Origin of the sequence: Streptomyces sp. NPDC086787 (assembly GCF_044745865.1) — a bacterium.
GTDB lineage: Bacteria > Actinomycetota > Actinomycetes > Streptomycetales > Streptomycetaceae > Streptomyces.
This window is the reverse complement of the sequence record NZ_JBIVBC010000017.1, coordinates 65,695-91,503: the sequence shown is the minus strand read 5'-3', so window position 1 is coordinate 91,503 and position 25,809 is coordinate 65,695. Positions and strand designations below refer to the sequence as shown.

Annotated in this window: 27 protein-coding genes, 1 tRNA gene and 1 other RNA gene; 19 read left to right on the top strand and 10 right to left on the bottom strand. The window is 70.2% G+C overall.

The genetic code is table 11. From position 1 onward, the window contains the following. Positions 1-326 precede the first annotated feature (326 nt). From ACIPK3_RS29470 to ACIPK3_RS29455, 4 genes are read right to left on the bottom strand one after another with little or no spacing between them, the layout of a single operon-like run. The gene (locus ACIPK3_RS29470) at positions 327-1,025 is read right to left on the bottom strand and encodes a TIR domain-containing protein (RefSeq protein WP_402574511.1); all 699 of its coding nucleotides are present in this window, start codon (positions 1,023-1,025) and stop codon (positions 327-329) included. Beyond that, positions 1,022-2,626: a hypothetical protein gene (locus ACIPK3_RS29465; protein WP_402574509.1), complete on the bottom strand. Its 1,605-nt coding sequence runs from the start codon at positions 2,624-2,626 to the stop codon at positions 1,022-1,024. Before ACIPK3_RS29465 ends, ACIPK3_RS29470 begins: the two co-directional genes overlap by 4 nt. A 22-nt stretch (positions 2,627-2,648) precedes the next feature. Then, a complete protein-coding gene (locus ACIPK3_RS29460; protein WP_402574507.1) occupies positions 2,649-3,278 on the bottom strand; it encodes a hypothetical protein in 630 nt (209 codons plus the stop codon). After that, positions 3,275-3,916 carry a hypothetical protein gene (locus ACIPK3_RS29455; RefSeq protein ID WP_402574505.1) on the bottom strand — a complete coding sequence of 214 codons (642 nt, stop codon included), beginning with the start codon at positions 3,914-3,916 and terminating at the stop codon, positions 3,275-3,277. Before ACIPK3_RS29455 ends, ACIPK3_RS29460 begins: the two co-directional genes overlap by 4 nt. Positions 3,917-3,926: 10 nt before the next feature. Here ACIPK3_RS29455 and ACIPK3_RS29450 point away from each other — a divergent pair, with 10 nt between their 5' ends. Continuing rightward, a complete protein-coding gene (locus tag ACIPK3_RS29450; RefSeq protein ID WP_402574503.1) occupies positions 3,927-4,376 on the top strand; it encodes a helix-turn-helix domain-containing protein in 450 nt (149 codons plus the stop codon). Positions 4,377-4,468: 92 nt separating this feature from the next. Here ACIPK3_RS29450 and ACIPK3_RS29445 read toward each other — a convergent pair whose 3' ends face one another. Together ACIPK3_RS29445 and ACIPK3_RS29440 are read right to left on the bottom strand one after the other, a co-directional pair. Beyond that, positions 4,469-4,753, bottom strand: coding sequence for a hypothetical protein (locus ACIPK3_RS29445; protein WP_402574501.1), 285 nt, complete (start codon positions 4,751-4,753; stop codon positions 4,469-4,471). A gap of 144 nt (positions 4,754-4,897) precedes the next feature. Next, a complete protein-coding gene (locus ACIPK3_RS29440; RefSeq protein ID WP_402574499.1) occupies positions 4,898-6,124 on the bottom strand; it encodes a S8 family serine peptidase in 1,227 nt (408 codons plus the stop codon). Between the two features lie 824 nt (positions 6,125-6,948). Here ACIPK3_RS29440 and serS point away from each other — a divergent pair. Then, on the top strand, positions 6,949-8,241 hold the full coding sequence (serS, locus tag ACIPK3_RS29435; RefSeq protein ID WP_402574498.1) for a serine--tRNA ligase: 1,293 nt from the start codon (positions 6,949-6,951) through the stop codon (positions 8,239-8,241). Between the two features lie 461 nt (positions 8,242-8,702). Here serS and ACIPK3_RS29430 read toward each other — a convergent pair whose 3' ends face one another. Beyond that, entirely contained in the window at positions 8,703-9,926 is a 1,224-nt protein-coding gene (locus ACIPK3_RS29430; protein WP_402574496.1) for an SNF2 helicase-associated domain-containing protein, read from the bottom strand. A 264-nt stretch (positions 9,927-10,190) separates the two neighbouring features. Between ACIPK3_RS29430 and ACIPK3_RS29425 the strand changes: the two genes are divergently transcribed. From ACIPK3_RS29425 to ACIPK3_RS29415, 3 genes are all read left to right on the top strand, one after another. Continuing rightward, entirely contained in the window at positions 10,191-10,502 is a 312-nt protein-coding gene (locus tag ACIPK3_RS29425) for a calcium-binding protein (protein WP_402574494.1), read from the top strand. 125 nt (positions 10,503-10,627) lie between these two features. Beyond that, on the top strand, positions 10,628-10,876 hold the full coding sequence (locus ACIPK3_RS29420; protein WP_037678403.1) for a hypothetical protein: 249 nt from the start codon (positions 10,628-10,630) through the stop codon (positions 10,874-10,876). After that, positions 10,873-11,274, top strand: coding sequence for a DNA-binding protein (locus ACIPK3_RS29415; protein ID WP_402574492.1), 402 nt, complete (start codon positions 10,873-10,875; stop codon positions 11,272-11,274). Before ACIPK3_RS29420 ends, ACIPK3_RS29415 begins: the two co-directional genes overlap by 4 nt. Positions 11,275-11,536: 262 nt before the next feature. On the opposite strand, the gene ACIPK3_RS29410 is transcribed toward ACIPK3_RS29415, so the two are convergent. Both ACIPK3_RS29410 and ACIPK3_RS29405 read right to left on the bottom strand, forming a co-directional pair. Beyond that, a complete protein-coding gene (locus tag ACIPK3_RS29410; RefSeq protein WP_402574491.1) occupies positions 11,537-12,103 on the bottom strand; it encodes a GNAT family N-acetyltransferase in 567 nt (188 codons plus the stop codon). Further along, positions 12,100-12,873 (bottom strand): GntR family transcriptional regulator, encoded by a 774-nt coding sequence (locus ACIPK3_RS29405; protein WP_402574489.1) that lies wholly within the window; start codon positions 12,871-12,873, stop codon positions 12,100-12,102. The genes ACIPK3_RS29410 and ACIPK3_RS29405 overlap by 4 nt, the downstream gene beginning before the upstream one ends. A gap of 420 nt (positions 12,874-13,293) precedes the next feature. Here ACIPK3_RS29405 and ACIPK3_RS29400 point away from each other — a divergent pair, with 420 nt between their 5' ends. From ACIPK3_RS29400 to ACIPK3_RS29345, 12 genes are all read left to right on the top strand, one after another. Then, on the top strand, positions 13,294-13,476 hold the full coding sequence (locus ACIPK3_RS29400) for a hypothetical protein (protein WP_402574487.1): 183 nt from the start codon (positions 13,294-13,296) through the stop codon (positions 13,474-13,476). A gap of 97 nt (positions 13,477-13,573) precedes the next feature. Beyond that, entirely contained in the window at positions 13,574-13,828 is a 255-nt protein-coding gene (locus ACIPK3_RS29395) for a DUF6284 family protein (protein WP_402574485.1), read from the top strand. Positions 13,829-13,887: 59 nt separating this feature from the next. Continuing rightward, positions 13,888-14,961: a conjugal transfer protein gene (locus ACIPK3_RS29390; RefSeq protein ID WP_402574566.1), complete on the top strand. Its 1,074-nt coding sequence runs from the start codon at positions 13,888-13,890 to the stop codon at positions 14,959-14,961. After that, positions 14,961-15,302: an RRQRL motif-containing zinc-binding protein gene (locus ACIPK3_RS29385; RefSeq protein WP_402574483.1), complete on the top strand. Its 342-nt coding sequence runs from the start codon at positions 14,961-14,963 to the stop codon at positions 15,300-15,302. Before ACIPK3_RS29390 ends, ACIPK3_RS29385 begins: the two co-directional genes overlap by 1 nt. Beyond that, complete coding sequence (locus ACIPK3_RS29380; protein ID WP_402574481.1) at positions 15,302-15,619, top strand: hypothetical protein; 318 nt, start codon at positions 15,302-15,304, stop codon at positions 15,617-15,619. Before ACIPK3_RS29385 ends, ACIPK3_RS29380 begins: the two co-directional genes overlap by 1 nt. Before the next feature lie 2 nt (positions 15,620-15,621). Then, positions 15,622-15,792: a pRL2-8 gene (locus ACIPK3_RS29375; RefSeq protein WP_402574479.1), complete on the top strand. Its 171-nt coding sequence runs from the start codon at positions 15,622-15,624 to the stop codon at positions 15,790-15,792. A 91-nt stretch (positions 15,793-15,883) separates the two neighbouring features. Then, on the top strand, positions 15,884-18,010 hold the full coding sequence (locus ACIPK3_RS29370; RefSeq protein WP_402574477.1) for an FtsK/SpoIIIE domain-containing protein: 2,127 nt from the start codon (positions 15,884-15,886) through the stop codon (positions 18,008-18,010). Between the two features lie 204 nt (positions 18,011-18,214). Next, positions 18,215-18,682, top strand: a complete 468-nt coding sequence (locus tag ACIPK3_RS29365) for a hypothetical protein (RefSeq protein WP_402574475.1) — start codon at positions 18,215-18,217, stop codon at positions 18,680-18,682. Positions 18,683-18,769: 87 nt separating this feature from the next. Further along, a complete protein-coding gene (locus tag ACIPK3_RS29360) occupies positions 18,770-19,633 on the top strand; it encodes a bifunctional DNA primase/polymerase (protein ID WP_402574474.1) in 864 nt (287 codons plus the stop codon). A 5-nt stretch (positions 19,634-19,638) separates the two neighbouring features. Beyond that, positions 19,639-21,114 carry an ATP-binding protein gene (locus tag ACIPK3_RS29355; protein ID WP_402574472.1) on the top strand — a complete coding sequence of 492 codons (1,476 nt, stop codon included), beginning with the start codon at positions 19,639-19,641 and terminating at the stop codon, positions 21,112-21,114. A 435-nt stretch (positions 21,115-21,549) separates the two neighbouring features. Next, the gene (locus ACIPK3_RS29350) at positions 21,550-21,792 is read left to right on the top strand and encodes a helix-turn-helix domain-containing protein (protein WP_402574470.1); all 243 of its coding nucleotides are present in this window, start codon (positions 21,550-21,552) and stop codon (positions 21,790-21,792) included. An 8-nt stretch (positions 21,793-21,800) separates the two neighbouring features. After that, positions 21,801-23,060, top strand: a complete 1,260-nt coding sequence (locus ACIPK3_RS29345) for a tyrosine-type recombinase/integrase (RefSeq protein ID WP_402574468.1) — start codon at positions 21,801-21,803, stop codon at positions 23,058-23,060. A 79-nt stretch (positions 23,061-23,139) separates the two neighbouring features. On the opposite strand, the gene ACIPK3_RS29340 is transcribed toward ACIPK3_RS29345, so the two are convergent. Continuing rightward, positions 23,140-23,227, bottom strand: a tRNA-Ser gene (locus ACIPK3_RS29340). A gap of 72 nt (positions 23,228-23,299) precedes the next feature. Between ACIPK3_RS29340 and ffs the strand changes: the two genes are divergently transcribed. Both ffs and ACIPK3_RS29330 read left to right on the top strand, forming a co-directional pair. Beyond that, an RNA gene (gene ffs, locus ACIPK3_RS29335) (signal recognition particle sRNA small type) lies at positions 23,300-23,398 on the top strand. Positions 23,399-23,457: 59 nt separating this feature from the next. Beyond that, positions 23,458-25,737, top strand: a complete 2,280-nt coding sequence (locus ACIPK3_RS29330; protein WP_402574466.1) for a DNA polymerase III subunit gamma and tau — start codon at positions 23,458-23,460, stop codon at positions 25,735-25,737. Positions 25,738-25,809 lie beyond the last annotated feature (72 nt).

The following is a 25,809-nucleotide window of genomic DNA, read 5'->3' as shown; positions in this document are numbered from 1 at the left end:
GGGCATGGCCTTCGGGCCTCGCACGTTCCCCCTGGCCTCCCCAGGGCCTTGCGGGTCCCCGGCTCTCGGGTATGTACCTCTGGTCTCGGCCGCGCTTTCTCGGCTTCGGCCGCGTCCTGTTGGGCTCGGCCGCGGGTACGGGGGCCCGGCCTCAGCTGCGCCCCCGTCGCTGGCCGCGTCGCCCGGCGTCAGCCGATCCCCCTGGCCTCAGCCGTGTCCGTAGGCCAAGGCCCCCGTCCCCCGCGGCCCCAGCCGCCTCACCCGGCCCGGGGCCGACAGGCCCTGCCCCTGCCCCTGGCCCCAGCCGCGGGCCGGGGTGCTCGCGCTCAGGCGAGTCGGCGGTGGGCGGACAGGTCCTGGAAGTGGGAGGTGTCCCGCCAGTCCGGGCGGCTGTCGTCGAGTCGGCACTCGGCCACCTTCAGCCGCGCGACGATCTTCATGAGGGACTCCTCCGAGCCGTCGAAGCGGATGACGTTGCGGCCCGCGATGTCGGCGGCGGGCCGCAGCCGGCCCACCTCGACGATCACGGTCCGCTCGGCGTACGCCATCAGCACCATCCCCAGTTCGATGAGCACGTTCTGCCGGGGCTGGCCGGTCAGCCGGGTCTCGTAGTCGGGCTCCGCGTTGCCGAGCAGCTGCGGATGGAGCTTGGCCACGTCGTCCGGGGTGAGCAGCACCAGGGCCGCCTGGGCGAGGGCGGGCGCGCCCGCCACCACCTCGCCGAGGAAGGGCGAGGCCGTGCCGGTCGCCCGGACGAGTTCCTCCCACTCCAGCGGGCGCAGGTCGAGCCGCCGCAGCAGCCCGAACATCGCCTTGCGCACCTCCTCGTCCCTGCCGTGCACGACGAAGACGCTGCGGCTGCGGTCGTGCGTGTGGGCCGCGTGGCCGCCCGCCCGCTCCGTCTCGGGGGAGGTCGCCGCTGCGGCCCGCTGCTGGACGGGCGCCGCCTGGTAGTTGTAGCCGAAGTGCTCGTTGTCGCCGCCGAGGATGTTCATGTTGTTCTCGCCGAACTGGTATTCGCTCACGCGGGTTGTCCCCCCTGGCTGCCGGGCGCGGTGTCGCCCGCCTGGTATTTGTGGCCGAAGTGTTCGTTGTGGCCGCCGAGAACGTTCAGGCTGTTGTCCCCGAAGAGAATGTTGGTCTGCGCCCGGTCGTGATCGGCGAGATCGACATCGTGTTCTCGAAGAAACGTGCGAATGTTCTGGAGCAGGCGGCGTTCGACGATCCGCATGTATTTGGACGCGTCGGACTTCTGGAAGAAGTGGTGGTAGACGTCGCTGGTGGCCATTTCCCGGACGCTCATCAGCGCACCGCAGTCCACCGCGTCGGTCACATAGCGGCCGAGCCGGAATTCACTGGTGTCGGCCCCGGCGAGCCCCGTCCCGACGGTGACGACATCGCTTCCGGCCCGCACCGGACGCACCAGCCGCCGCACCGGCGGGGGCAGCAGACGCTCGGGGAAGATCCGCAGCGGAAACAGGCACAGAGCCATCCACCAGCGCGGACCGGCCTTGACCATGTCCCACGCCACCCGCACGGCCAGCCGCCGGTCGAACGAGTCCGGCAGCCGGTCCACCAGGTGGAAGTCCCGCACCAGCGGCCCGAGTACGTAGGTGTAGAACTCGGTGTGCAGGGTGTCGCCCTTGATGTCGAACCCGACGAACATCGAGGTGACCAGTTCCTCGTTCCACGATCCGACGCGCAGGCACAGGTACTCGCGCGCCGCGTCGTAGTCCTCCCGCCAGTGCAGGTCCGGGAGGTCGTCGAGACCGGGCAGCACGCTCCAACCGTCGCCACGCGTACGGTCGTTCGTTCTCACCGCGGTGGTGAAGCGGCGCCGCTCGACGGTGAGCCCCTCGACGCGCTCGTCCGGCCGGGCCCCGTCGCGCAGTTCCAGGGCCATCCGGTCGTGCACATAGGCCGTGATGTCGTGGACGGTGAACGGCTTGACGGGCTTGCGCTCCACCCGTTCCAGGTCGAGCCCCTCCGTCTCGGCCCGCTTGCGCGAACCGAAGAAGGTCTTCGGCGCGCCGATCAGCAGCTGGGCGTTCGACCAGTCGTGCACCGGCGCGCCCGCGCCGACGAAGGGCCGGAAGCCGCCGTAGAAGACGAGTCCGCCGCTCGCCGACTGCTCGCTGTCGATCTTGTGGACCAGGGCCTCGGTCAGTGACGCGCTCGCCGGGTAGGACCCGTCGAACCCGCCGTCCGTCCCGGTCTCCTTCAGCCGGACCATCAGCGTGTGCAGGGTGACGACCCGGCGCAGATAGGCCGCGGCCCACAGCACCCAGCACAGCAGCAGCGAACCGGTGACGAGGCCCAGGGCGTCGCTGCCGACCAGCAGCCAGGCCAGGACGGCCGCGCCGATCGACACGCCCACCTGTATACGGCGCAGGCGACGCGCGGCGAGGGCGTGCGCGAGGACCGACACCGAGTCGTAGCCGTAGGACGGCGCGACCACTCGGAAGCGGTGCTTGAGCAGTTCCCGGATGACGTTCTTGCGGTAGACGGGGTTGAGGTAGGTACCCGCGGACAGCAGCCGGGTGGCCTTGGTGCGCGCGTAGGCGCCGGCGGCCGAGGGCATGTCGGGCGGGCCGGGGTGTCGGGGACGCAGTGTCTGTGTGGTCATGCTGGATCAGCGCTCCGCTCGGTCAGCTGGTCTGGGTCGCGGTGCCGTCGGTGATCTCGCCGTCGCGAACGGTGTAGGTGGCGTCGTACGAGCGTGAGGTGCCGTCCGTCTGGAGGGCGTCGATGGTGATCCGCACCCGTGACTCCTGGACGTACACGACGGTGATGGCCGCGTGCTGGGTCGTCGCGTAGCCCGAGACGAAGTGCTCGTAGTCGGAGTCGAGGTGCTTGCCGCCGAGTTCCCAGGCCGTCCGGTAGTTGCGGTTGTTGATCGCGGCGAAGTAGGCGGAGACGACGGCTCGCGGATCCGAGGAGGCGGAGTCTGTGGCCGTCGGGGTGTCGGTGGGTGTGGGGCTGGGATCCGTCCAGACGGGCCCGGAGTACGACGACGAGTCCGGGGGTTCGGAGTCGGACGGGGTGTCCGAGGTGACGGGTGCGCCGGGCGAGGTGGGCCACGGGGCGGCGGAGTACCCGGATGCCCCGACCGTCCCTGAGCCGCCGTCCGGTGTGGCCCAGGCCTGGCCCAGCCCCACCCCCAGAATCAGCAGCAGGGGTAAGCCGGAGACGGTGAGCCCCCAGGTGCGGGCGGCCCCGGCGGGCGGGATGAGCCCGACACCGCGGTAGGGGCGGGGCGGCGCGTGCGGGTCCTTCATGGATCGCTCCAACGGTGACGACAGTGCGCTGGCGTCTCCGATACGAACAGTGCGCCCGCTTCCGCGGCCACCGGCGGGCCGCTTCCGAACCGCTTCCGGCCGTCGCGGAACCTGCTCCCCGGACGCGGAAGGGCCCCACCGCGAACGGTGGGGCCCTTCGGCTCGGCAGCATGCTGCCGTGGATGTTCCTGCGGTCGGTTGACGCAGCCCGTGACGGTGGCGGGGCTGAAGAGGCAGTTGGTGGGGAAGTTGCCGGTGCAGGTGCCACCGGCCCCGATGACGGTGTTGGTGTACACGCCGCCGGGGGCGGGGGCGGGGGCGGGGGCGGGGGCGTTCGGGGCCACGTTGTTGTTGACCGTCCCACCGGTGAACGTGACGGTGCCGTTGAGGTTGTAGAGGCCGCCGGCGACCGATCCGGTGCCGGAGACCTTGTTGGCGTTGATCGAGGAGGAGTTCACGTTCAGGAGCGGGACACCGACCCCTTCGCTGTCGTCGGTGTACACCCCGCCACCCAGCGAGTACTGACCTGCGGCCACGTTGCCGGTGACCAGCGTGCCGCCGTTGAGGTTCAGGGTTCCCCCGGTCATGGAGATGCCCGCGCCCAGCCCGACTTCGCGCTCCAGCTGATCCGTGAACACGACGGGCCCGATGTCGCCCGCAGGCACCGCCCGCATCGCTCTGGTCGACGACGCGCGCTCCACCCAGGCGCCGTATGCCGACCCGGCGCTCATGCCGACCACGGGCAGGGACTTCTCACTCGGCGTCAAACGCCGGCTCGACCAGGATCTCGCGGCACGCTACGACCTGTCGGCGCTCGCCCGTGAGTTCCACGTCAGCACGCGCACCATGCTCCGCCGCTTCGGCGACGAGGCGGGCGAGTCCCCACTCGCGTACCTCCACAAGGCCCGGGTACGCCGGGCCGCGCACCTGCTGGAGGCAACCGACAGGACCGTCACGGACATCGCCGTCGAGGTCGGGTACCGCGACACCGGGACGTTCGGCGGGATCTTCGCCCGGCACACGGGGCAGAGGCCACGGGAGTACCGAGCGAGATTCCGCCGCCGACGCGACCACGGTGGTGGTTCCGAGCCGGCGTAGAGGACCTCTGAATGCGGCTATGGCCGGAGTTCTGTGAATGGCCGGGTCAGCAGCGCGGGGGTACTTGGGATCCAGCCGCACCGCAGGGTTCGTCACCCGGCGGCCACGACCTGGCCGGCCGTGATCTGAGGAGGGTTGGGAAGCAGCGCCACGAGGCTGTCCCGTACGAAGTCCGCCGCCCTCCTGACCGACTCGTCGGCCCCGGCCCGGTCTTCATAGACGCTGGTGGAGATCATCACTCCGTCCCCGGCGTCAATCCAGTAGTAGGCCACGAAGCCGGGGACTTGGCGGAGGAGGGGGACGAATCCCTCGTTCACCCGGCGTCCTGCCTCGACAGGATCCGTCACCCCTTCGTACCGCCGGACCACTGCGTACATGGCTGCTCTCGCTCTCCTCGTGCATCCCAAGGCCACCTTGCTTGGAACGGCATACCCTTCAGCGCGTGTCTCCCGTTCGCGGCACGCTCGGAATACGCCCGCACAGGCGCATGGGTATGACGTGAGAGGCGACTCCCTCGACGTCTACCAGGACCAGCCGCTCAGCCCGGTGACACCGTGCGGGGTGCCGATGCCGGTCGGTCCGTCGTACCCGGGGACGGCGGTGCACAGGTAGGTGCCGCCGCAGACGCCGTTGGACCCGGTGGTGATGTCGTTGAACGCGTGGGGGCGGGCGTAGGGGTAGGAGTTCGGGTAGGTACCGGGGGCGGGGTTGCCGGCCAGGGCGTACATGGCGGCGACCAGCGCGGTGGACAGGCTGGTGCCGCCGACGGTCCGCCAGCCGCTGCCGAACGACCCGAAGGTGTTGTAAACCGCGAGGCCGGTCATGGGGTCGGCGACCGCGGAGACGTCGTTCATGGTGCGGTTGGCACACAGCGGGTCGTGCTGGAACGGCGGCTTGGGCTCGTAGAGGGAGCAGCCGGAGCCGGTGCGGGACCAGGCGCTCTCGGTCCAGTGGCGCCGGTTGCGGTCGCGGGCCGGGTTCAGGGTGGTGCCGCCCACCGAGGTGACGTAGGGCGAGGCCGCCGGGTAGGTCGTTCCGTATCCCCCGTTGCCTGCGGCGAAGGTGAAGGCCACGCCTGGGTTGTCGCTGAAATGGTGATCAAACAGCGTCTCGAGCGGGAACTCCCCTGCGGCGGCCCAGCTGTTCGAGACGAACCTGGCGCCCTGCGCGACGGCCTGGTCGACCGCGGCGAGCAGGTTGCTGAGGGAATTGTTGTTGGATTCAACGACCAGGATGCGGCAGTCCGGGCAGGCCGCGCTCACCGCGTCGACGTCCAGGGCGGACTCCAGTGCCCAGCCGCTGTCGGTGCCGGACGGGGGAGTGGTACCGCCGTTTTGGTTGATCTGACGGAGGCAGCCGTTGGCCTTGGTGCAGGGTGGGAGCCTGAACCGGCGACGGTAGACGGCCAGGTCGCTCTCCAGGTCGGGGTTGTGGAAGGCGACGGTGATGGCCACTGTCCTGCCGCCGCCGTGGCGGCCGTTGAGGTCGTAGGCGCTGCGGATGTCCTGGGGACCGTAACCGGACGGCCTGGTGTCCGGCGGGGTGGAGGACATGGACGGTGAGTCGGTTTGGATCGTGGCCAGGCAGGCCGCCTGGTCAGGCGCGGTCGGTCGGGCGCAGGCATCCTGGCCGCTCGCTCGGGAACCGGCGGGCGCCGCGAAGGCGGGTGCCGCCGGCGGGACGAAGGCCAGGCCCACCACCGTGAGGACCGTGGCCAGCAGCGACCGGATCGGGCGGACACCGCGCATGACACTCCTTCGGGGTCGGGCGGCTGTCCCCTCGTCTGTGCCGGGCTGCCGCCGTCAGGCGTCCGGGTCGGCGGCCCCAGCCGTTCTGCCGCAGTGCCGGCATCCGACCGCACGTCCCCGCACGGCGTCTGCCGTGCGGTCCACTGTCGGCCGAGGAGCGGCGGGGCGGCCTGAGCCCCACCCGGCGAGCCGTCAGATGGCGTACAGGAAGCACCCTCACAGCGGATCAGGAAGGGGTCAGGCCGCTCAGGAGTGGCACGGAGTGCCGGAGCGGGTAGTCATGCAGATCACGGGTTGGTCATCCACGGCGATGGCGGCCCGTTGGGTGACTGCCGTGGTGGTAACGACCGTTATCGGTGATCTCCGCCTGCCCCCGACCCTCACCTCCCTGAGCGTCAGGTGCCGAGCAGCATCTCCACCGCTGTCGCAGGAATTGCTCAGCGGAACCCTGTGTCGTTGTCGAGCATTTCGGGGGCGGCGTCGTTGAAGACGGCAGGGGTGCGCGCGGTCTTGGAGTACCCGGGCCCCCGCGTCCTGGTAGCCCACGGCCTGCTGGTCTCCGTGCTTCTGTGGCACCGCGAATGGACTCCTGGCGGGGCCGTGCCCCCTCTTCTTCCCGGAAGCCCCGTACATCGAGCCCGTCGCCATCCCCGATGACGAGTTGCCGGCATTCGTCGGGGCCCTGGTCACCGATCTTGAAACTGGCGTTCTCGACAACGCGGTCGACTCTGGTTCCAGGGAGGTAATGCGGATCGGCGAAGGGGCTGCGGTTGCTACCGTCGATCCCGTATCCCACCACTCGCCGGATCAGAAGGATCTTCCTCATGCATGATGCCCGCGCCCTGATCGAAATGGGTGCCGAAGCGGTTCGTCGGCTCGCTCGTCGCGGCTACACCCTGGACCTGTCCGAGCTGGAGTCCCTCCACTCTCGGCGCAACCAGAACATCCGCTCGGCCGACGAACTGCGGGCAGAGTCCAAGCGAGTGGCGAGCGAGGTGCAGCAGACGGCCAAGCAGGGCGGCGACATCAGCAAGCTCAAGGAGCGCGCCCGCGAGCTGAAGGACCAGATCCGCGAGATCGAGGCCGGCCAGGAGGAGATCGAGGCCCAGCTGCGCGATCTGCTCCTGAGCATCCCGAACCTCCCGGACGACTCGGCCCCCGACGGCGACTCCGAGGAGTTCGCGGTCGAGATCCGGCGCGTTGGCACACCGCCCGCCTTCGCGTTCGAGCCGAAGGACCACGTAGACCTCGGCGAGGCCACTGGCATCCTCGACTTCGGCAGGGCGACGAAGCTGTCCGGTCCGCGCTTCGCGGTCTCGCGCGGCGCCGGAGCAGCGCTGGAGCGCGCTCTGGCCACGCTCTTCCTCGACCTCCACACCCGCCGCCACGGGTACACCGAATACGCGGTCCCCTACCTGGTCAGCCGCAAGACCATGACCGGCACCGGCCAGCTCCCGAAATTCGAGGAGGACCTGTTCAAGACCGGCGTCGCCGACCGCGAGCTCTTCCTCATCCCGACGGCCGAGGTCCCGCTGACCAACCTCTACGCGGACGAGATCATCCCGCCGGCCGAGCTGCCGGTGGCCATGACCGCCCACACCCCGTGCTTCCGCTCGGAGGCCGGCTCGTACGGCCGGGACACCCGCGGGCTGATCCGCCAGCACCAGTTCGCCAAGGTCGAGATGGTCAAGATCGTCGACCCGGAGACGGCGGACGCCGAGCTGGAGGAGATGGTCGGCCACGCCGAGGCGTGTCTCAAGGAGCTCGGCCTCGCCTACCGGGTCATCAAGCTGCCCGCCGGCGACACGGGCTTCTCCGCCCAGCTCACGTACGACATCGAGGTCTGGATCCCGAGCCAGAACACGTACCGCGAGATCTCCTCGGTCTCCCACTTCGGCACCTTCCAGGCCCGCCGGGCGAACATCCGGACCCGAGGCGAGGACGGCAAGCCCAAGCTTGCCGCCACCCTCAACGGCTCCGGCCTGCCCGTCGGCCGCACTCTGGCCGCGCTTCTCGAGCAGGGCCAGCAGCAGGACGGCTCGATCGCCCTTCCCGAATCCCTCTTCCCGTACCTCGGCTTCCGCCGTATCTCGGCGGACGGAACACCCGAGGCATGACGTCGCTCGTCGGCGTCTGCGACTTCCCTGGTAGCTATGCCTTTCCACCCGCCGGTTAAGGCGGAATCGAACGATGGCTGTGGGCGGTCGCCGTAGGCGCCGACGTACACCTCCTCGGGCCGGGCTGGCTCACGGACCTGGAACACGACTGGGTCCGCAAGCCCCTCCGCCTGGAGGACCTCACCCACGTGGAGGGAGACGATCTCCGCTGTCCAGGCCCTGGACCCGGTCCTCAAGGACGTCCAACCCCGCACGTATCGAAGCGGGTTCATCCCGCAGCCGGTCGTCCGCTTCACCGGCCAACGGGACGCGGAAGGTCGGTTGACGGACGGCTTCCTGACCTCCTTCGTCAACGTCTCCCGAGTCCAACCCATGGGCGGCCTCGACGAGTACGGCGCCATCCTCGACGGTTGGCTGACAATCCTCTCCCGACTCGGCTTACACGCACGGCATCTGAGCATCTACGGAACGCTCACCCCGTGGCGCCGACGGCAGGTCGAAGGCATCACCTGCGCTTCCGCCACCTGGACCTCACCCTCGGCCACGGGATCGCCCCAGCACCTCGGGGTGCTGGCGGAATCACGCGGCGCGTCATAGGCACCGTCGATCCCGAAGCGGAGGGCCTCGGTGTCCAGCAGACCGGCCGCGGTGGAACCGGGGGCGGTGCGCTGCCCGATCTCCGCGGTCGCGGTCAGCGCCTTGACCAGTTCGCGCGGCCAGTGCACGTCGACACCGGCCGCGCGCAGCGCGTCCGTGGCATCCCCGAGGAGCTCGAAGGCTTCGTCGTCGGTCAACCGGAGCTGATCGGGAGCGGCATCGTCTAGCAGCCTCCGCAGCGGAGGCCAGGCGCGGGCGCCGCGGCGCAGGGCGAGCAGGGTCTCGGTCTCGGCGCGTGGGCCGAGCAGCCGCTCCACTTCAATCGGCTCGCTCCACAGCCGTGCGGCCTCGATGACGAGCGCCGGGTCCGCCGCGGTGTGCAGTTGCAGGACGGCCCGGAACTGCCGTCGGCGTCCTTCGGGCACGTCGACGCGCAGGGAGACGCCGACCTCGGCGGTCAGCGCCGCCTGGGTTTCCTCGGCCCATTCACGCAAGGTGGGCACGGCACGGGCCTCGCGCCAGGCGTACGGCAGCGCTCCCATCGCGAGCGGCGCGGCCGGCGTGCGGACCAGGTCATCGGCGACCGCGTCGCAGAACTGGCGTACCAGCGCGGCCGGTTCGGCGATACGTACCGGCGCAGGACCTGGCTCGGGCAGGCAGTGGGCGTGTGGCGGGAAGGCGGCGGCCAGGGCGTCCAGCGTCCGGCGCTGGGCGGCGGTAAAGGGACCCACCTGCCAAGTGTCGTAACCGGCGGGGGTGAGGGCCGGGTGGAGGCGGCCGTCGGCGAGCAGCCGCAGCGCGAAGCGAGTGGCGGCCTGCCAGGCGGCGCCGGAGGGATGCGTCGGCTCCGCATTGACCAGGGTGGAGACAGCGACGGCGACAGGCAGCGCGTAACCCTCGACCCTGCGCCGCCTGACCGAGCGGCCGTGCGGCAGGACCAGCTCCACCACCTCGGTCTCAAGGCCGGTGGGCGCCGTACTGTCTCCGGCTGCTGCCCCGGTCGGCTTCCACAGCAGCAGCCGCCCAAGGCGGGCGGGCTCACCGGGCAGGAAAACCGCCGCCCAGCCGGCACCGAGCAACTCCCTCACGAAGGCGGATGTTTCCTGCCGGGCCAGCGGCGGTGCGCTCCTCGCGCCCGTACTCGGCTCTCGTACGACGACTCGTGCCACTCTCTGTCTGCCCTGTCGCTTGCCGGACCCTCCCCGGGCCCGCTCACTACCGAACCCCACCAGGCAACGTCACACGCTGGCAACCGCGGGCCTTGGCTTGACTGCCGGCGACGGCGCCACGCCGGATATGCCGCTGCTGAACGCACCGGTCCTCAACCTACGGTGCAGCGCTACGGTGAGGCCATGAGCACCTGGGACCCAGCCGTGCTGGAGGCGTTGATCGAAGAGGCCACCGTCGACGCCTACGGCGAGGATGAGCAGCTCACCGGCTTCTTCACGATGATCGAGGAGAGCCTTGCCGTGCCGTTCACCACGACTGTTCTCGGCGCCGACGTGAGCGTGGTCGGTGTCGATCTGACCGAGGACGGGCGCGTGGTCGCACGCTGCGCCCGAGGGGCGGTCCGACAGGACATCGGAATTCTGGACCTGCCGCTGCCGGAACCCGCCCCCGAGGGCTCGCAATGGATCGAGGCATACCGCTACTGGGCCCGCTGAACTGGCGCGCTGCACAACTTCCCAGCTGGGCCCCAGAACGGACAGCCGCCTCGACTGCCGCGGGCTCGGACCGCATGCGGGGAACAGACAGCGCGTAGCGCGCATACCGCAGTATGCTTACGGCTATGGCTGACACCACGCGCATCACCGTGACACTCCCCACCGAGCAGGTGGCGGAGCTGAAGAAGATCACGGACAACATCTCCGGCTACGTGGCCGAAGCCGTCGCCAGACAGATCCGGCACCAGCTCCTGGGGGCCGACCTGCGCAGCCACACAGACGAGCACGGGGCCTTCAGCGAGGAAGAGCTGGCCGAGGCGCGGGCGCGGATCTTCGGCACGACGCAGGCCGCCGGCGGCGCGAGCGCCGCGTGAGCGAGCACATTGAGACCGTCGTCCTGGACAGCGAGGGGTTGTCGGCCTGGGTGGCGCAGGACCGGAAGGTTCTGGCGATGTTCCAGGTGTTCCACGACATGGGAGCGGACCTTGTCGTCAGCGCCAACACCATCGTGGAGGTGAGCCACGCCAGGGTGAACCTGGCCCGACTGCAATGGGCGCTCTCCCGGGTCAAGGTGGATCCGGTCACGGAGGCGGCAGCCAAGGCGGCGGCGCAACTGCTCAAGGGCGCCGGTCTGCACGGACACAAGTACGCGATCGACGCCACCGTCGCGGAAGCGGCCTTGCGTCAGCCGGGCCCGGTCGCCATCCTCACGTCGGATGTCGATGACCTGACTCGGTTGTGCGGCAGCAAGGTTCGGGTGATCGGGCTATGACGTAGATGAGACCGCGAACGACGAAGGGCCCCACCGCGAACGGTGGGGCCCTTCGACATCGTGCCCGGTGAGGCACTGGCGGAGGATACGAGATTCGAACTCGTGAGGGGTTGCCCCCAACACGCTTTCCAACTCTGCGCGAGTGGGTCCGTGGCCGTTCGGGGGCGTTCAGGGACTGGAGCTGGGCTGTCGCTGAGGCCGTTCTGAACGCCCCCGAACGGCCACGGATGAGACTGCGGTTGAGACTGGGCGGCTGAGGAGATCAGGCACGCCGGAGCGGCTTTGGAGCAGTCGTCTCGTCTACGAATTTGTGGTTCACGGGTTGTGTCGCGCGTTGAGCGAGCCAGCCTGAGACGCGTGGTCCGCCGTTCACGGCGCCTCCCTCCGTGACCGTACGGACGTGCTCGAACCCGTGGCGGAGGTAGTAGCGCTGGAGCGGCTCGTTCGTGGTCCAGGCGTCCAGGCGGAGCCATGTGGCGCCGGACCGGTGCGCCCGATCCCCTGCCCAGTCGAGCAAGCGTCCGCCGAGATCCTGTCCGGCGTGTGTCCGGGCTACCGTCAGCTTGTTCACGAACATCGATGGCTCGGAGAGCTCAGCGTCCGACCAGAGTCCGTCCTCTGCCTCCGGAGTCAGCGTTATGGTCGCGGCCGTCGCGTCCCCGTCGCGGACCATGAAGACCACACCGGCCTCGATCGTGGCGAGCAGCCTGTCCGCCGGATACGGGCGTCTCCACTGGTCGGTGCCTAGCGCGCCCAACCAAGCTGCTGCCTCCTCACGGAAGGCGAGCAGCTTGGACAGGTCGGCCGAAGTGGCGTTGCAGATTCTCACTGGGGTTCGTTCTCGCTCCGTGCGGACAGGTTCCCGATCTCGTAGTTCATCCGGTTCAGGTCTCCCCGGAAGGTTGTAACGGTGCACCGGATCGGGCGGTCGTTGGAGAACCCGGTACGGGTCCACAGGAGCACCGGGACGCCAGCGCCGATCTCCAACAGTCGCGCCTCTTCTGGCGTCGGCATGCGGGCGGCGATCTCGTCGAAGTACCCGATCTGCTCGATACCGAGACTGGCCAGGTAGCGCGTAGTCCCCTCTGCGATGTCGCCAGGTTCGGTCAGCCGGGGGCCCTGCTCTACCAGCCACTCCGGGTAGTGGGTGGCCTGCGTTGACCACGGCACGTCATCCACGAACCGATGGCAGAACCGCAGCACGGTCCTGGAACCTTCTTCGACCTTCAATCGCTCTGCCACGTACGAGGGGGCGGGGGTCAGTTCCACCCGGAAGGTCTGATGGGGCCGGCGCCCGGCGTTCGTCACGTCCGTGCTGTACGCGTCACCGTTCTGCGGGAACTCCAGGTTCTCGAAGCGTGAGGCGTTCAGCTCGAACACCTCGTGCTTGGTCACCTCGTAGCCAAGGCCCTGACTGGACGAGATGAGCCCCTGACTGACTAGGAGGCTCAGACCATTGCGGACGGTGTTGCGAGACGCGTCGAAGCGGGCGGAAAGCTCACTCTCGGAGGGCAGCCGAGACCCCGGCAGGTACGTGCCGTTGTCGATCTCTCGGCGGAGCGCGTCGGCCACTTGCCGGTACTTCGGCTGCTTGTTCATGCCCTCATCATGACGCACTCGCGCAACTTGTTGGTACATGTAGGCCTCATTCCCTTGACGACTCACTGTCCGTGGGTGCAACATCACTGCATCAGCTTGTACCAACAAGCTGAGCAAGCGGTTTAATTCCTTCGAGTTGGTCCGATTGCGCTTCACCTGCGTGACCAGGAGCCCCGCGTTGGTCGGGGGGAGGTTTCCCGGCGCCTTGTCAGCCGGAGGGCTTGAGACCGAAAGGTCATGTCCCCATACGCCTTCGCCGGGAGCTCTGCTCTCGAAGGGGACTTGTACAGCTCGGCTAACCGCCGCTTCTGCTGCGGTCGGCTGCCTCTCCCACCCGTACGAACCCCGCCTCGCGCGGTGTCGGACGGGTGGGAGTGCGGGGAGCCGTGGGGCTTCACCCACCACCGGGAGGACACGTTCATGGACCGTCTGAAGAAGGCCGCCGCCAACAACCGCGCGGCCGCCAACGTGCAGCGCGCCCACGGCCGTGAGAACACGGCCAAGCGCCTGGAGAACCGCGCGGACGCGCTGGAGTCCGGCAAGGTCACCGACCGCACCGACGACGCGATCGCCCTGGTCCGCGCCGCGTTCCGCCGCCGCTGACCTCGAACCCCACCTTCCCTGAAACGGCGCGCGGCTCCCGGGTGGCACCCCGGGAGCCGCTGTCGGGCCGTTCACCGTTCGAGAGGAACACGACCCAATGGAACACATCGTCACTGTTCAGGACGCTGTTACCGCGTTCGCGGACTGGATGGAACCCACCGACGCGGAACTGGACGCGATCGAGGAGGAGATGCCCGTCATCCTGGCGGACGTCGACCTGCTGGGCGCGCAGATCACCGCCATGGACCGGATCCCGACCGAGCTGGACGCCCGCCGGATCCGCCGCGCCCGCCGCCGGGCACTGGCCGCGCGGGTCGCGCTGGTCAGCCGCATCCCGGGGGTGGTGGCGTGAGCGCGGGCAGGAGGCTGACCAAACCCCAGTGTGTCGTGCTGGGTGCGGCGTTCGTCATCATGGCGGCCGTCGGCGGCATCGGCGGTTACGGCACGTTCTCCAACATCGGCCATGCCTACGGCACCGGGACCGCGCTCGGAGCGGTCGCCGCCGGTGAAGGCGCGACCGCCGTCCTCGGTCTGGTCCTACTTGGGCTGACCATGCTGGGCCAGTCCTCCCCCCGGATCATCCGGGTGGGGCTGTGGGCGCTGCCCGCCGCCGCCTCGGTCATGGCCGCGATGGCCGGTCCGGATCCCGGGCGGACCGTCATCTACGCGGTGACCCCCATGGGCATGTGCGTCTCAGCCGAGGGCATGGCGTTCCTGGCCCGGCGGATCGTCGTCCACACCGACGGCCACGACGCCGAGGCAGAGGCCCGTGCGGCGGCCGTGGTTCGGCAATTGGCCTATCACCGGGCCGTGGCCGCCAACCACCCCAGCGAGCGGGTCAAGAAGTGGTCGGAGCGCAAGTCGTGGCGCCTCGCCCGCCGGGTCGGCACCGGCGACCACACCCTTGGCGCACGGCTGCTCGACGTGCAGCGCGAGCGCGTCACGGCAGGCGCCGATGCCGCGCTGACGGGCATGTTCAGCACCCCGACCGATGCACCGGCGCTTCCGTCAGCCGCCCCGATCAGCCGGGCAGCCAGCCTCAGCGTGAATGCGGAGGAATCAACTGCAACCATGAGGATTCGGTCGATGGCTGACCAGGTGGAATCGACCCCCGTCACGATCACTGTGTCCCGCCTTCCGGTCCCCGATCCCGTCCCGGCGGACGCGGGAAAGTCGAGCCTTCCGCTCAAGCCGATCCCCGCCCTCGCGGCCCCCGTCAGGTCGACCCCGCGCCGCCCAGCGGTGCATCGGCCGGTGGCGGCTGAGTCGGCCCGGCCACCCCGGACGACGTACCGGGTCCCGGACGCCGCGAAGGCTCCACGGACCCGGCGCACTGCCGAGCAGCTCCTGACCGAGGCGCGGACCGTCACGGCGGGCTGGCCAGACGTGAAGGTGACGGCCGAAGGCATCCGCCGTGCCCTGCACGTCTCACCGGTCAACGCGCGCAAGCTCCGTGACACGCTCCTCAAGGAGCGGGCTGCCTGATGAGCGCGTTACCGGTCTTCCGGTGGCGGCTCGCTCCGGACGGCTACGCCACCCGCCGCCAGCTCCGCGCCCAAGGACTGCGGCCCGGCGGGCAGGACGTGGCGGCGCAGCTCGAACGCCCGCGCCGCCGCCGGCCCCCGCTCATCGCCTACCTGTACCGCGTCGACCAGGCCAAGCCGGTGCGGCCGATGACTCCGGCGCGGTGGGCGGCGCTCGCCAAGGCCAACCGCGCCCGCCGCATCTGCCCGCACTGCCGCATGGATGCGGGCTACGTCATCCCCCCGTCGCTCGGCACCTGCGTGCCCTGCGACTCCCCTTCTCCCTCGCCTAGGAGTGTGTGATGGGCAAGCCCGACACCCGCCGCCTGGATCGCGAGATCCAGCAGAACGAGCGCAAGTTGCAGGCGGTCCACAACCGCGAGCTGTGGCCGCTGAACGGCCGCGAGCGCCGGGCCGTGCTGGGCGCGGTCGTGTCCGGGACGCGCAGCCTGCACCGGGGAAACGGCACCGACCGCGCCGACCGCCGCATGGACACCGCCTGGCAGTCGGCCGAGACCCGGCTGATCGCGGAGATCACCGCGCTGCACACCGAGCGTCAGCGGGTCGTGAACGAGGCGGCTGCCGCCAAGGCCGCGAAGAAGTCGTCGGGTTGGTGGTGACCATGGCCGCCACGAACCCGCCGCCGGGCCAGTGCCCGCAGTGCTGGCAGCACGCCCACGACAAGCGCACCCACCGCCGCCTGGGCCCGCGCGAGGACTGCCCGCAGTGCGTCGACCACATGGTCAACGGCTGCCCCACCCTCGTGCCGAAGAAGTCCTCCCGCTGGTGGTGACCGCGCCCCGCCGGGCCCCAACAGGCCCGGCCCCCGCCGCACTCTTCCCTCTCGCTTCGCCCCGGTCCGGGGCAGTCAGGAGCCTGCCGTCATGAGCGGCAACGTCGTCCACCTGCACAAAGCCACCACCCCCGCCGAACCCACCGACCCGCCCGCGGTAACCACGCTGACCGTCGTCCCCGACCCGGCACCGGCCGCGCCCGTGCCCCTGTGGGTGCGCTCCGGCCGTGCCGTCAAGAGCGCCGTCACGCACGAGGCCACCCGGACCACCGGCCGCACAGTCGTCCGCCATTCCCTCTACACGTTCAACGGGGCGCGGATCGTGTCCCGCCGCGCCTGGGACGGCCGTACCGGATCCCGGTACGAACGCATGATCCGCGCCGCCGAAGCCGCCGGGAACCATGAGCTGGCCCAGGAGTGGGAGGAGCGGTTGCAGCGCTTCCGTGAAGCCCGCCACCGCCGTCGCATGGACCTGCTGCACTCCCCGGTGGACGCCGCCAAGGGCGTTGCCGTCGGCACCGGTATGGGCGTCGGCGTGCTGGTCGGCCTGGGCATCGTGATGGCTCTCAACACCAAGCAGCCAGGTGATGTGATCACCCCGTTGAAGGCGACCATCGACTTCATCGCCCTGCTGATCCGGATCGTGCAGGTCGTATGGGGCCCTGCCCTCACGATCGGCCCGTTCCTCGCCCTGCTCGCCCTGTGGGCCGTGGGCAGCAAGCAGCAGGCCGCCCCCGCCTGGGCGCTCCCGGCCAACACCCGCTCCAGCGAGGGTGAGCCGATCACCCCGTCGATCGTGGTCAAGGCCCTGCGTGACCTCGGTGTGCCTGCCCTGCGCAACGCCATCAAGGAGATGGGCGACGCCGGTGCGGCGATGCTCGGGCCGATCCGGATCGCCGGATGCGGCGTCGAAGTCGATGTCACCCTCCCGTCGGGGGTGTCCACGGTCGAGGTGCAGCAGCGCCGCCGCAAGCTCGCGGAGAACCTGACCCGGCACGAGCACGAGGTGTTCATCACCATCCCTGAAGCAGCCCGCACGGTGCGTCTGTGGATCGCGGACTCGGGGGCGCTGGACGAGCCGATCGGCCCGTCGCCGCTGGTCACCGACGACTCGATGACCGCCGACTACACCAAGGGGAAGGCCCCGTGGGGCCAGGACCTGCGCGGCGACGCGGCACAGATCAGCCTGTTCCAACGGCACCTGCTCATCACGGGCCTGTCGAACCAGGGCAAGACCGTAGCCCTGCGCTCCCTCGCCCTGTGGCTGTCGCTCGACAAGTCGGTGCAGTTCCTCATGGGCGACCTCAAGGGCGTCGGCGACTGGCGCATGTTCAAGGGCGTCGCGGACGTCCTGATTGAGGGCCCGACCGACGAACACGTCATCCAGGTCACCGAGATGGTCGAGGGCGCGGTGGACGAGATGAACCACCGCATCCAGGCACCCCCCGGCACCACCTTCCCCCCGCTGATCGTGCTGGTGGACGAGGCGCAGGTCGCGTTCATGTGCCCGGCCAAGGACGACGAGAAGCGCCCCTATGGCGGCGCGAAGGCCAACTCCCGGTACTTCATGGCCGTCCGGAAGATCCACAACCAGGGCCGTGCCGTGAACGTGCTGATGTGGCAGGGCACCCAGGACCCGACCAACGAGAACCTTCCCAAGCTGGTCCGCGAGGGCGCCCACACGCGTGCCTCCCTCGCCCTGGGGACCGAATCCCAGGCACGCATGGCCCTGGGAGACAAGGCCGTAGACGGTGGGGCGGCTCCGAACCTGCTGCGCCCGGGCCTGGACCGGGGAACGCTGGTCGTCGCCTCCGACGGCATCACCATCCCGGCCGGTCAGGCGTCGATCACCGTGCGCACGCACTACGTCGATGACGATGCGGCCAAGGCCATCACCGACCGCGCCAAGGCCCTGCGCGGCGGGGTCACCACGCTGCACGCCGTCGCGCACGACCAGGAGCCGCGCAATCAGCTCGCGGACGTCGCGGCCGTGGTCGGCACGGACACCCGCGTGCTCACCCAGGACGTCCTCAAGCGGCTCGCCGTGCTCGCCCCGGACGCCTACGGCACATGGTCGTTCATCGACCTCAAGCGCGTCCTGGACGGCACCGGCGCTGAGCCGTACAAGTCCGACGGCCGCATGGTCGTCGGACGCGACCGCCTCGCCGAAGCCCTCGCCCACCGAGACACGGACGGTTCCGCTTCCGCCGAAGGATGACAGGGAGCCGACCCCCGACCGGTCAGGGAGGCAGGGAGAACTCCCTAACCCCCTCCCTGACCCGCCTCCCTGGCCCTGACCTGCACAAAGGATCACTCAGGGAGGCAGGGAGGCATTCCAGGCCAGCACCCTGAAACCCCCTCCACAGCCCACCCCCAAGGGGGTGGCTCCGCCTCCCTGACCGAGCACCCGAAGGGATTCCGCATGCACCCGAACCCCGCCCACCAGCCGCCCACGACCGGGGCCGTGCAAGTCCACCAGCCCACGCCACTCGCCCCCGCCGCCCCGGTGATGTCCGCACCCATCGTCGTCCAGCCGACGGCCGTGCCGACGGTCGCGAGCGTCGTCCTCCCAGACGGCCGGATCGTCACCGGTTACGCCATCACCCCCATGCAGCCCGAAGCGGTCACCGCCAAGCCGGTCGTGTCCCGCACGGCCGTGAACATCGCTCTGGGCGGCATCGGGTTCGGCGCGGTCTGCGGCGGGCTGCTCCTGCTTACCACGTTCATCGCCGCACTCACCGCGCTCGTCACCCAGCTCATCACCCTCGCCGCCGTCATCTTCGGCGGCTGGATCGCCGTGCAGGCCTTCAGCACCCGGGGCCGCACCGGCGGCGGGACCACCATCCACATCCGCAAGGCCGTGATCAAGCGCAACCGCTTTCACGGCTAGCTACGCCAAGGGCGGCCCCCGTCTCGCCAAAGTCCGGGACCGCCCCTGTCCAGCCAGTCACCCATCAAGGAACTGGAGACCTCCAGCATGACCCAACCCACCCTGATCCGGCGAGTACCCGTCCTGCACACCGCCCTGCACCTCGCGGCCGCCGGCACCCCGGTTCTCCCCCTGCGCGAGGGCAAGGTGCCCTTCGGGAACTGCCGGGCCTGCGCCGACAACGCCTGTGGTGGCAGGCCGAACATGAAACACGCGGGCCCCTGCCAGTGCCCGGCCCCCTGCCACGCCTGGGCCGCCGCCACCACCGACCCCAGCGTCGTCACCTCCCGGCACTGGTTCGCAGCATGGGAGCGAGCCGCCTGCGTCGGCTACCACCCCGGCGGCGCTGACCTGACCGTGGTCGACCTCGACAACCCCGCCGCCGTCGGGTGGGCCCGCCGCACCCTGCCCGCCACCCGCAGCGTGCCCACCACCCGGGGCGAGCACTGGATCTACCAGGGGGCCATGCGCTCCGTGAACCGCGTACGGCCCGGCGTGGACCTCAAGTCCACGATGGCCTACGCCCGGTGGCTCGGACCCGGCACCGGCACCATCACGGCGCTGCCGGATGTCGTGCGCGCGCTGGCCGTGAGGAAGCCTTCCCCGGTCCGGTCGGCGCTGCCGTCCTTCACGATGCCTGCACCGGGCGGGGACGGGCAGTGCCCGCACCGCACGCCTGCCTACCTGGAGCGTGGCATCGCCATGGCGGAACAGCGCATCACCGACGCCCGCGAAGCGGTCCACGCCACCGTCTATCGGACGTTCCTCGCGGTGCTGTCCCGCCACGGCCGGTGCGGCTGCCTCACCGACACCCACATCACCCGGCTGTTCACCGCCGCCCAGGCCAAGGGCGAGTCGGGGCGGCACTGCTCCGAGGCGTGGGCCAACGCCCGCGCAGCGCTGGGGATGTGAGCGCCGTGTCCGAGGACGAGAAGAACCCGGCGCGGGAGGTCATCACGGACTACGCGCAGTCCCACTTCCGGTACTTCCGCACGACGGAGGGCACCGTGTACGCGCAGCGCAACGGCCACCCCGTCGCCCGCCCCATCCGCTCCCAGGGCACCACCGGCAGCCACCGCCAGGAACTCATGGTCGACCTGTTCAACGACGGGCACGGCGTGTTCAACGGCACCGCCATGAAGGAGGCGCTCGACTTGATCGAGGCACTCGCGCTCAGCCGCGACGTCCAGCCCACCCACATCCGCGTCGCCCCCGGCCTGGACGGAGCGACCTGGCTCGACCTGGGGCGCGATGACGGGCAGTCCGTACGCATCCACCCCACCGGTTGGGACGTGCGGGTACCCGACCCGCGCGAGGTCTGCTGGCGCCGTACCCAGCTCACCGGCGAACTCCCCATGCCCGCCAAGGACACCGACGGCAAGGGAATCGACCTGCTCTTGGGCCTGTGCAACTTCGCGGGCCCCGCCACGGAGTGTCTGGCTATCGCATGGCTGCTCGGCTGCCTGGCGCCGACCACGCCCGTCCCCGCCCCGTTCCTCACCGGCCCCCAGGGCGCGGGCAAGTCCACCGGCGGCCGGATGCTCGTGCGGATCATCGAAGGAATGACCGGCGACCTGCGCCGCGCCCCCAAGGACGAGGAAAACCTGATCACCGCCGTGGCTGCCGGATGGGTCACCGCCCTGGACAACCTCTCCCACCTGCCCCCGGACCTGTCCGACCTCATGTGCTGCATCGTCACCGGCGCCGAGTCCATCAAGCGCGCGCTGTTCAGTGACGGAGACGTCTACCGCTCCCGCTACCGCCGCCCCCTGCTCCTGACCGGAATCGACGTCGGCGTCATCCGCCCCGACCTGGCCGAACGGCTGCTCCCCCTCCGGCTGGAGCGACCCCGGGTGCGGCGCACCGAGGCGGAGCTGTGGGCAGACTTCGAGTCCGCGCTGCCAATCATCCTCGGATCCCTGCTGGACCTGGCCGTGCAGGTACGGGCCGCTGAGGCGGTCACCCCGACTGACCTTCGGATGGCCGACTTCGCCCACCTGTGCGCCCAGTTCGACCAGGTCATGGCCCTGGGAGCGCTGGACGCCTACCGGGCCAGCCTGGACGACCTGAACGACGACGTCATCGAAGGTGACCTGCTCGCCCAGACCGTCCTCAAGCACGCCGACGGGCTCACCCCCGTCGAAGAGGTCCGGATGACGTCGGCCGAGTGGCTGCACGCCCTCACTACCCTCTACAGCGGCGAGGATTGCCGCCCCCTGCCCAAGGGCTGGCCCACCACCGGGAAGGTCCTCTCCGACCGCCTCAAGCGCCTCCAGCCCACCCTCGCCGCCCGGGGCGTCCTGGTGGACTGGGGCCGCAACAAGGCTGCCCGGTACATCGAGATGGCCCGGCCCGCCCCGACTCCGCCACGCGAGCAGCAGCCCGCGTTCTGACCCGTCGCGGGCGGACAAGCAAGAGGAGCACGGCCGCCCGGGTGCTCCTCTTGCTGTTCCGGCGGCGCAGCCGCTCGGCAAGGGACGCGCCGCGCAGCGGCCCGCTCTTCAGCTCTCAGGAGCCACGCACCACCACAGACACCACCCCCCCTTTTTTTTCCTAAGAAGGGAAGATCTGCGTCACCCGCGTCACCAGGACCCATCGGACGGCCCTTGAACTGCGGAAACAGTGGTGACGCAGACGGCCGAACCCTGCGTCATCGTGCGTCACCTGCGTCACCCCGATGACAGGTGGCTGTGTCACCGGTGACGCAGACCCCGAATCCTTGCGTCACCCAAATCCGCAGGTCAACGACCCAGGTGACGCGGATGACGCGATGACGCAGAAATCCCAGCCTCGGACAGCACAGACCATCCCGCCCAGGAGGTTGATCCGTGACGACCAGCGCGGAGCCCGTACCGGGCCCCGAAGCCGAGTTCGACCCCACGCTCCTCGCGCTCACGGTCGAGGAGGCCGCCCGCCGCCTCTCCGTCGGCCGCACCACGATGTACGCCCTCATCCGCGATGGGGCCGTGGAGACCGTGCCCATCGGCCGTCTCCGTCGTGTCCCCGTGAAGGCCATCAGCGCCTACCTCGACGCCAATACGCAGACCCGTTTCCGGCGCATCGCCGCATAAGGAGAACCATGGCAAAGCGCTCCAAACGCCCTGATGGGGCGTCGTCCATCTACTTCGGCAAGGACGGTTACTGGCACGGTCGGGTCACTGTCGGCGTCCGGGACGACGGGACACCCGACCGGCGCCACGTGTCCAGCAAGATCAGCGAGGCGGAGGTGATCAAGAAGGTTCGTGACCTGGAGAAGCAACGGGACGCGGGGATGGTCCGGAAGCCCGGGCGTCCCTGGACCGTCAAGGCGTGGCTGTTGCACTGGGTTGAGGAGATCGCGAAGCCGTCGGTGCGAGAGAACACCTACGCCGGTTACGAGGTGGCCGTCAGGGTTCACCTGGTTCCCGGGGTCGGCGCGCACCGCCTGGACAAGCTGGAGCCGGAACACCTGGAGCGCTTCTACACGAAGATGCAGGCCAACGGCAGCAAGCCCGCCACCGCCCACCAGGTCCACCGCACCGTCCGCACGGCACTCAACCACGCCATGCGGCGCGGACACGTCACCCGGAACGTCGCCATGCTCGCTGTCCCGCCCCGGATCGAGGACGAAGAAGTCGAGCCGTACGACATCGAGGAGGTTCAGCGTCTCCTCTCCGAAGCGGCCAAACTCCGGAACAGCGTCCGCTGGTCCATCGCACTCGCCCTGGGGCTCAGGCAGGGGGAAGCGCTCGGCCTGCGCTGGTCGGACGTGGACCTGAAGGCGGGCATCCTGCGGGTGCGGAAGAACCGTCTTCGTCCGAAATACCTGCACGGCTGCGGTGGCGAGTGTGGGCGGAAGCCCGGCTACTGCAAGCAGCGGATCAGGAAGAACGAGGACACGGCGAACACGAAGTCGCGCGCTGGTCGCCGGGTGATCGGCGTGCCTGACGAACTGGCTCGGCTCCTGGAACTGCACCGACAGGAGCAAGAGCGCGAACGGGCGCAGGCCGCTCAGGAGTGGCACGAGACGGGGTTCGTCTTCACCTCGCCCTTCGGGCAGCCGTTGATGCCCAGTACCGACTATGACGTGTGGAAGCAGTTACTCACTGACGCGAAGGTGCGCGACGGCCGGCTGCACGACGCTCGGCACACAGCCGCCACGGTGCTGCTCATCCTCGGAGTGCCGGAACGGGTAGTCATGCAGATCATGGGTTGGTCATCTACGGCGATGGCGGCCCGCTACCAGCACGTGACCGGAGGAATCCTGGCCGACGTGGCGCAGCGGGTGGGCGGTCTCATCTGGGAGGTGGCCAAGCCCGCTGCCGACGACCGTCCGAAGGGCTCTGCCGGAGCGCGTTGAGACTGTAGATGAGACTGCGAACGACGAAGGGCCCCACCGCGAACGGTGGGGCCCTTCGACATCGTGCCCGGTGAGGCACTGGCGGAGGATACGAGATTCGAACTCGTGAGGGGTTGCCCCCAACACGCTTTCCAAGCGTGCGCCCTAGGCCTCTAGGCGAATCCTCCGCTCGGAACATTACATGACCGAGGGGAGTGCTCGCGAACTCGTTCTCGCAGGCTGTCATCGGGTACTCTGTGCGCAGCCCCTCACGTGGCGCTATCTGACTGAACTCCCCCAGGGCCGGAAGGCAGCAAGGGTAAGTCGGCTCTGGCGGGTGCGTGGGGGGCGCTTGCGTTTGCCGGGCGGGAGCCCTGGGCGGGGCCGGTTGTCGGTGGGCGCCTATAACCTCGTATGCGTGTCGTCTCTCGCGTTGTACCGCCGCTATCGCCCGGAGACCTTTGCCGAGGTCATCGGGCAGGAGCATGTCACTGACCCGTTGCAGCAGGCGCTGCGCAACAACCGGGTCAATCACGCGTACCTGTTCAGCGGCCCGCGCGGATGCGGCAAGACGACCAGCGCGCGCATCCTGGCCCGCTGTCTGAACTGCGAGCAGGGACCGACGCCCACGCCGTGCGGCGAGTGCCAGTCATGCCGTGACCTGGCCAGGAACGGCCCCGGCTCCATCGACGTGATCGAGATCGACGCCGCCTCGCACGGTGGTGTGGACGACGCCCGCGAGCTGCGCGAGAAGGCCTTCTTCGGGCCCGCGGGCAGCCGGTACAAGATCTACATCATCGACGAGGCCCACATGGTCACGTCGGCGGGCTTCAACGCGCTGCTCAAGGTCGTCGAGGAGCCGCCGGAGCATCTGAAGTTCATCTTCGCCACCACGGAGCCCGAGAAGGTCATCGGGACCATCCGCTCGCGGACCCATCACTACCCCTTCCGGCTGGTCCCCCCGGGCACCCTGCGGGAGTACCTCGGCGAGGTGTGCAAGAAGGAGGACATCCCCGTCGCGGACGGGGTGCTGCCGCTGGTGGTGCGCGCGGGCGCGGGGTCCGTGCGTGACTCCATGTCCGTCATGGACCAGCTCCTCGCCGGCGCCGCCACGGACGGTGTGACGTACGCCATGGCGACGTCCCTGCTCGGCTACACCGACGGGTCCCTGCTCGACTCCGTCGTCGAGGCGTTCGCCACAGGCGACGGCGCCGCCGCCTTCGAGGTCGTTGACCGCGTGATCGAGAGTGGCAACGACCCCCGCCGCTTCGTCGCCGACCTGCTGGAGCGGCTCCGTGACCTGGTGATACTCGCCGCCGTCCCGGACGCGGTGGAAAAGGGGCTCCTCGACGCTCCCGTCGACGTCGTCGAGCGCATGCAGGCCCAGGCCGGCGTCTTCGGCGCGGCCGAGCTGAGCCGCGCCGCAGACCTGGTCAACGAGGGGCTCACGGAGATGCGTGGCGCCACCTCGCCCCGCCTCCAGCTGGAACTCATCTGCGCGCGCGCCCTGCTGCCCGCGGCCTACGGCGACGAGCGGTCCGTGATGGCCCGCCTGGACCGCCTGGAGCGCGGCGTCAACCTCTCCGCGGGCGCCGGCCTGCCCACCGCCGGGTACGTTCCCGGGCCCGACGCCCACGCGGGCGGCGGCCCCGCCGCGGCCCGGGCCGCGGTACGGGGTACGACGCCCCCGGCGGCCGCGCCGGCACCACCCGTTGCCGTACCCGCCGCCGTACCTGCGGCTGAGCCCGCCCCGGCCGCCGCACCCGCACCCGCGCCCACACCCGCTCCCTCCGAGTCCGCTCCCGCTCCCGCTCCCGAGCCCGCGCCCGCTTCCGTCGAGCAGGCCCCGCCCCCCGCGCCCACTCCGGCCGCCCCCGCCCCCGGCGCCTGGCCCACCGCCGCGCCTACCGGTGCCGGACGGCGGCCCGGCGGGTGGCCCACGGCGGCCCCGGCGGGCGGTGGCCGCCCGCCGGAGAGCCAGGGCGGCACGCCCACCCCTACCCACACCGCCAGTGCCCCGGCCCCGCAGTCGGCGCCCGCCGCGACCCCCGCATCCCCCGCCCCCCAGGCGGACCCCGCCCCCGGCGGTCTCGACCCCCGCATGCTCTGGCCGAACATCCTGGAGGCGGTCAAGAACCGGCGCCGCTTCACCTGGATCCTGCTCAGTCAGAACGCCCAGGTCACGGGCTTCGACGGGACCACACTCCAGCTCGGCTTCGTCAACGCGGGCGCCCGCGACAACTTCGCGGGCAGCGGCAGCGAGGACGTGCTCCGGCAGGCGCTGGCCGAGCAGTTCAACGTGCAGTGGAAGGTCGAGGCGATCGTCGACCCGTCGGGCGGCTCCGCACCCCCGCCACCCACGCCCGGCGGCCCCTCCGGATACGGCGGCGGCCCGTCCGGTTACGGCAGTCCCGCCGGCCCCGGCCACGGCGCTTCGCAGGCCGCCCCCGCCGCCTCCCGGCCGACGGCCCCCGCCGCACCCGCGACGCCCCAGGCCCAGACCCGACCCCAGGCCGACTCCACCTCGGCACATCGGCCGACGGCGGCTTCCGAGCCGCCCCCGCCGCCCCCGGTGTCCCCCGAGGACGACATCCCGGAGGACGACGACCCCGACCTCAACGAGTCGGCCCTCTCCGGGCACGACCTCATCGTGCGGGAACTCGGAGCCACGGTCGTGGAGGAGTTCTCCAACGAATAGCCCTCCCGCCACCTACCTGGCTCCTCCCTTGGAGGAACCCACAACAGTCCTGCCCGGCGCCCTTCGGTGGCC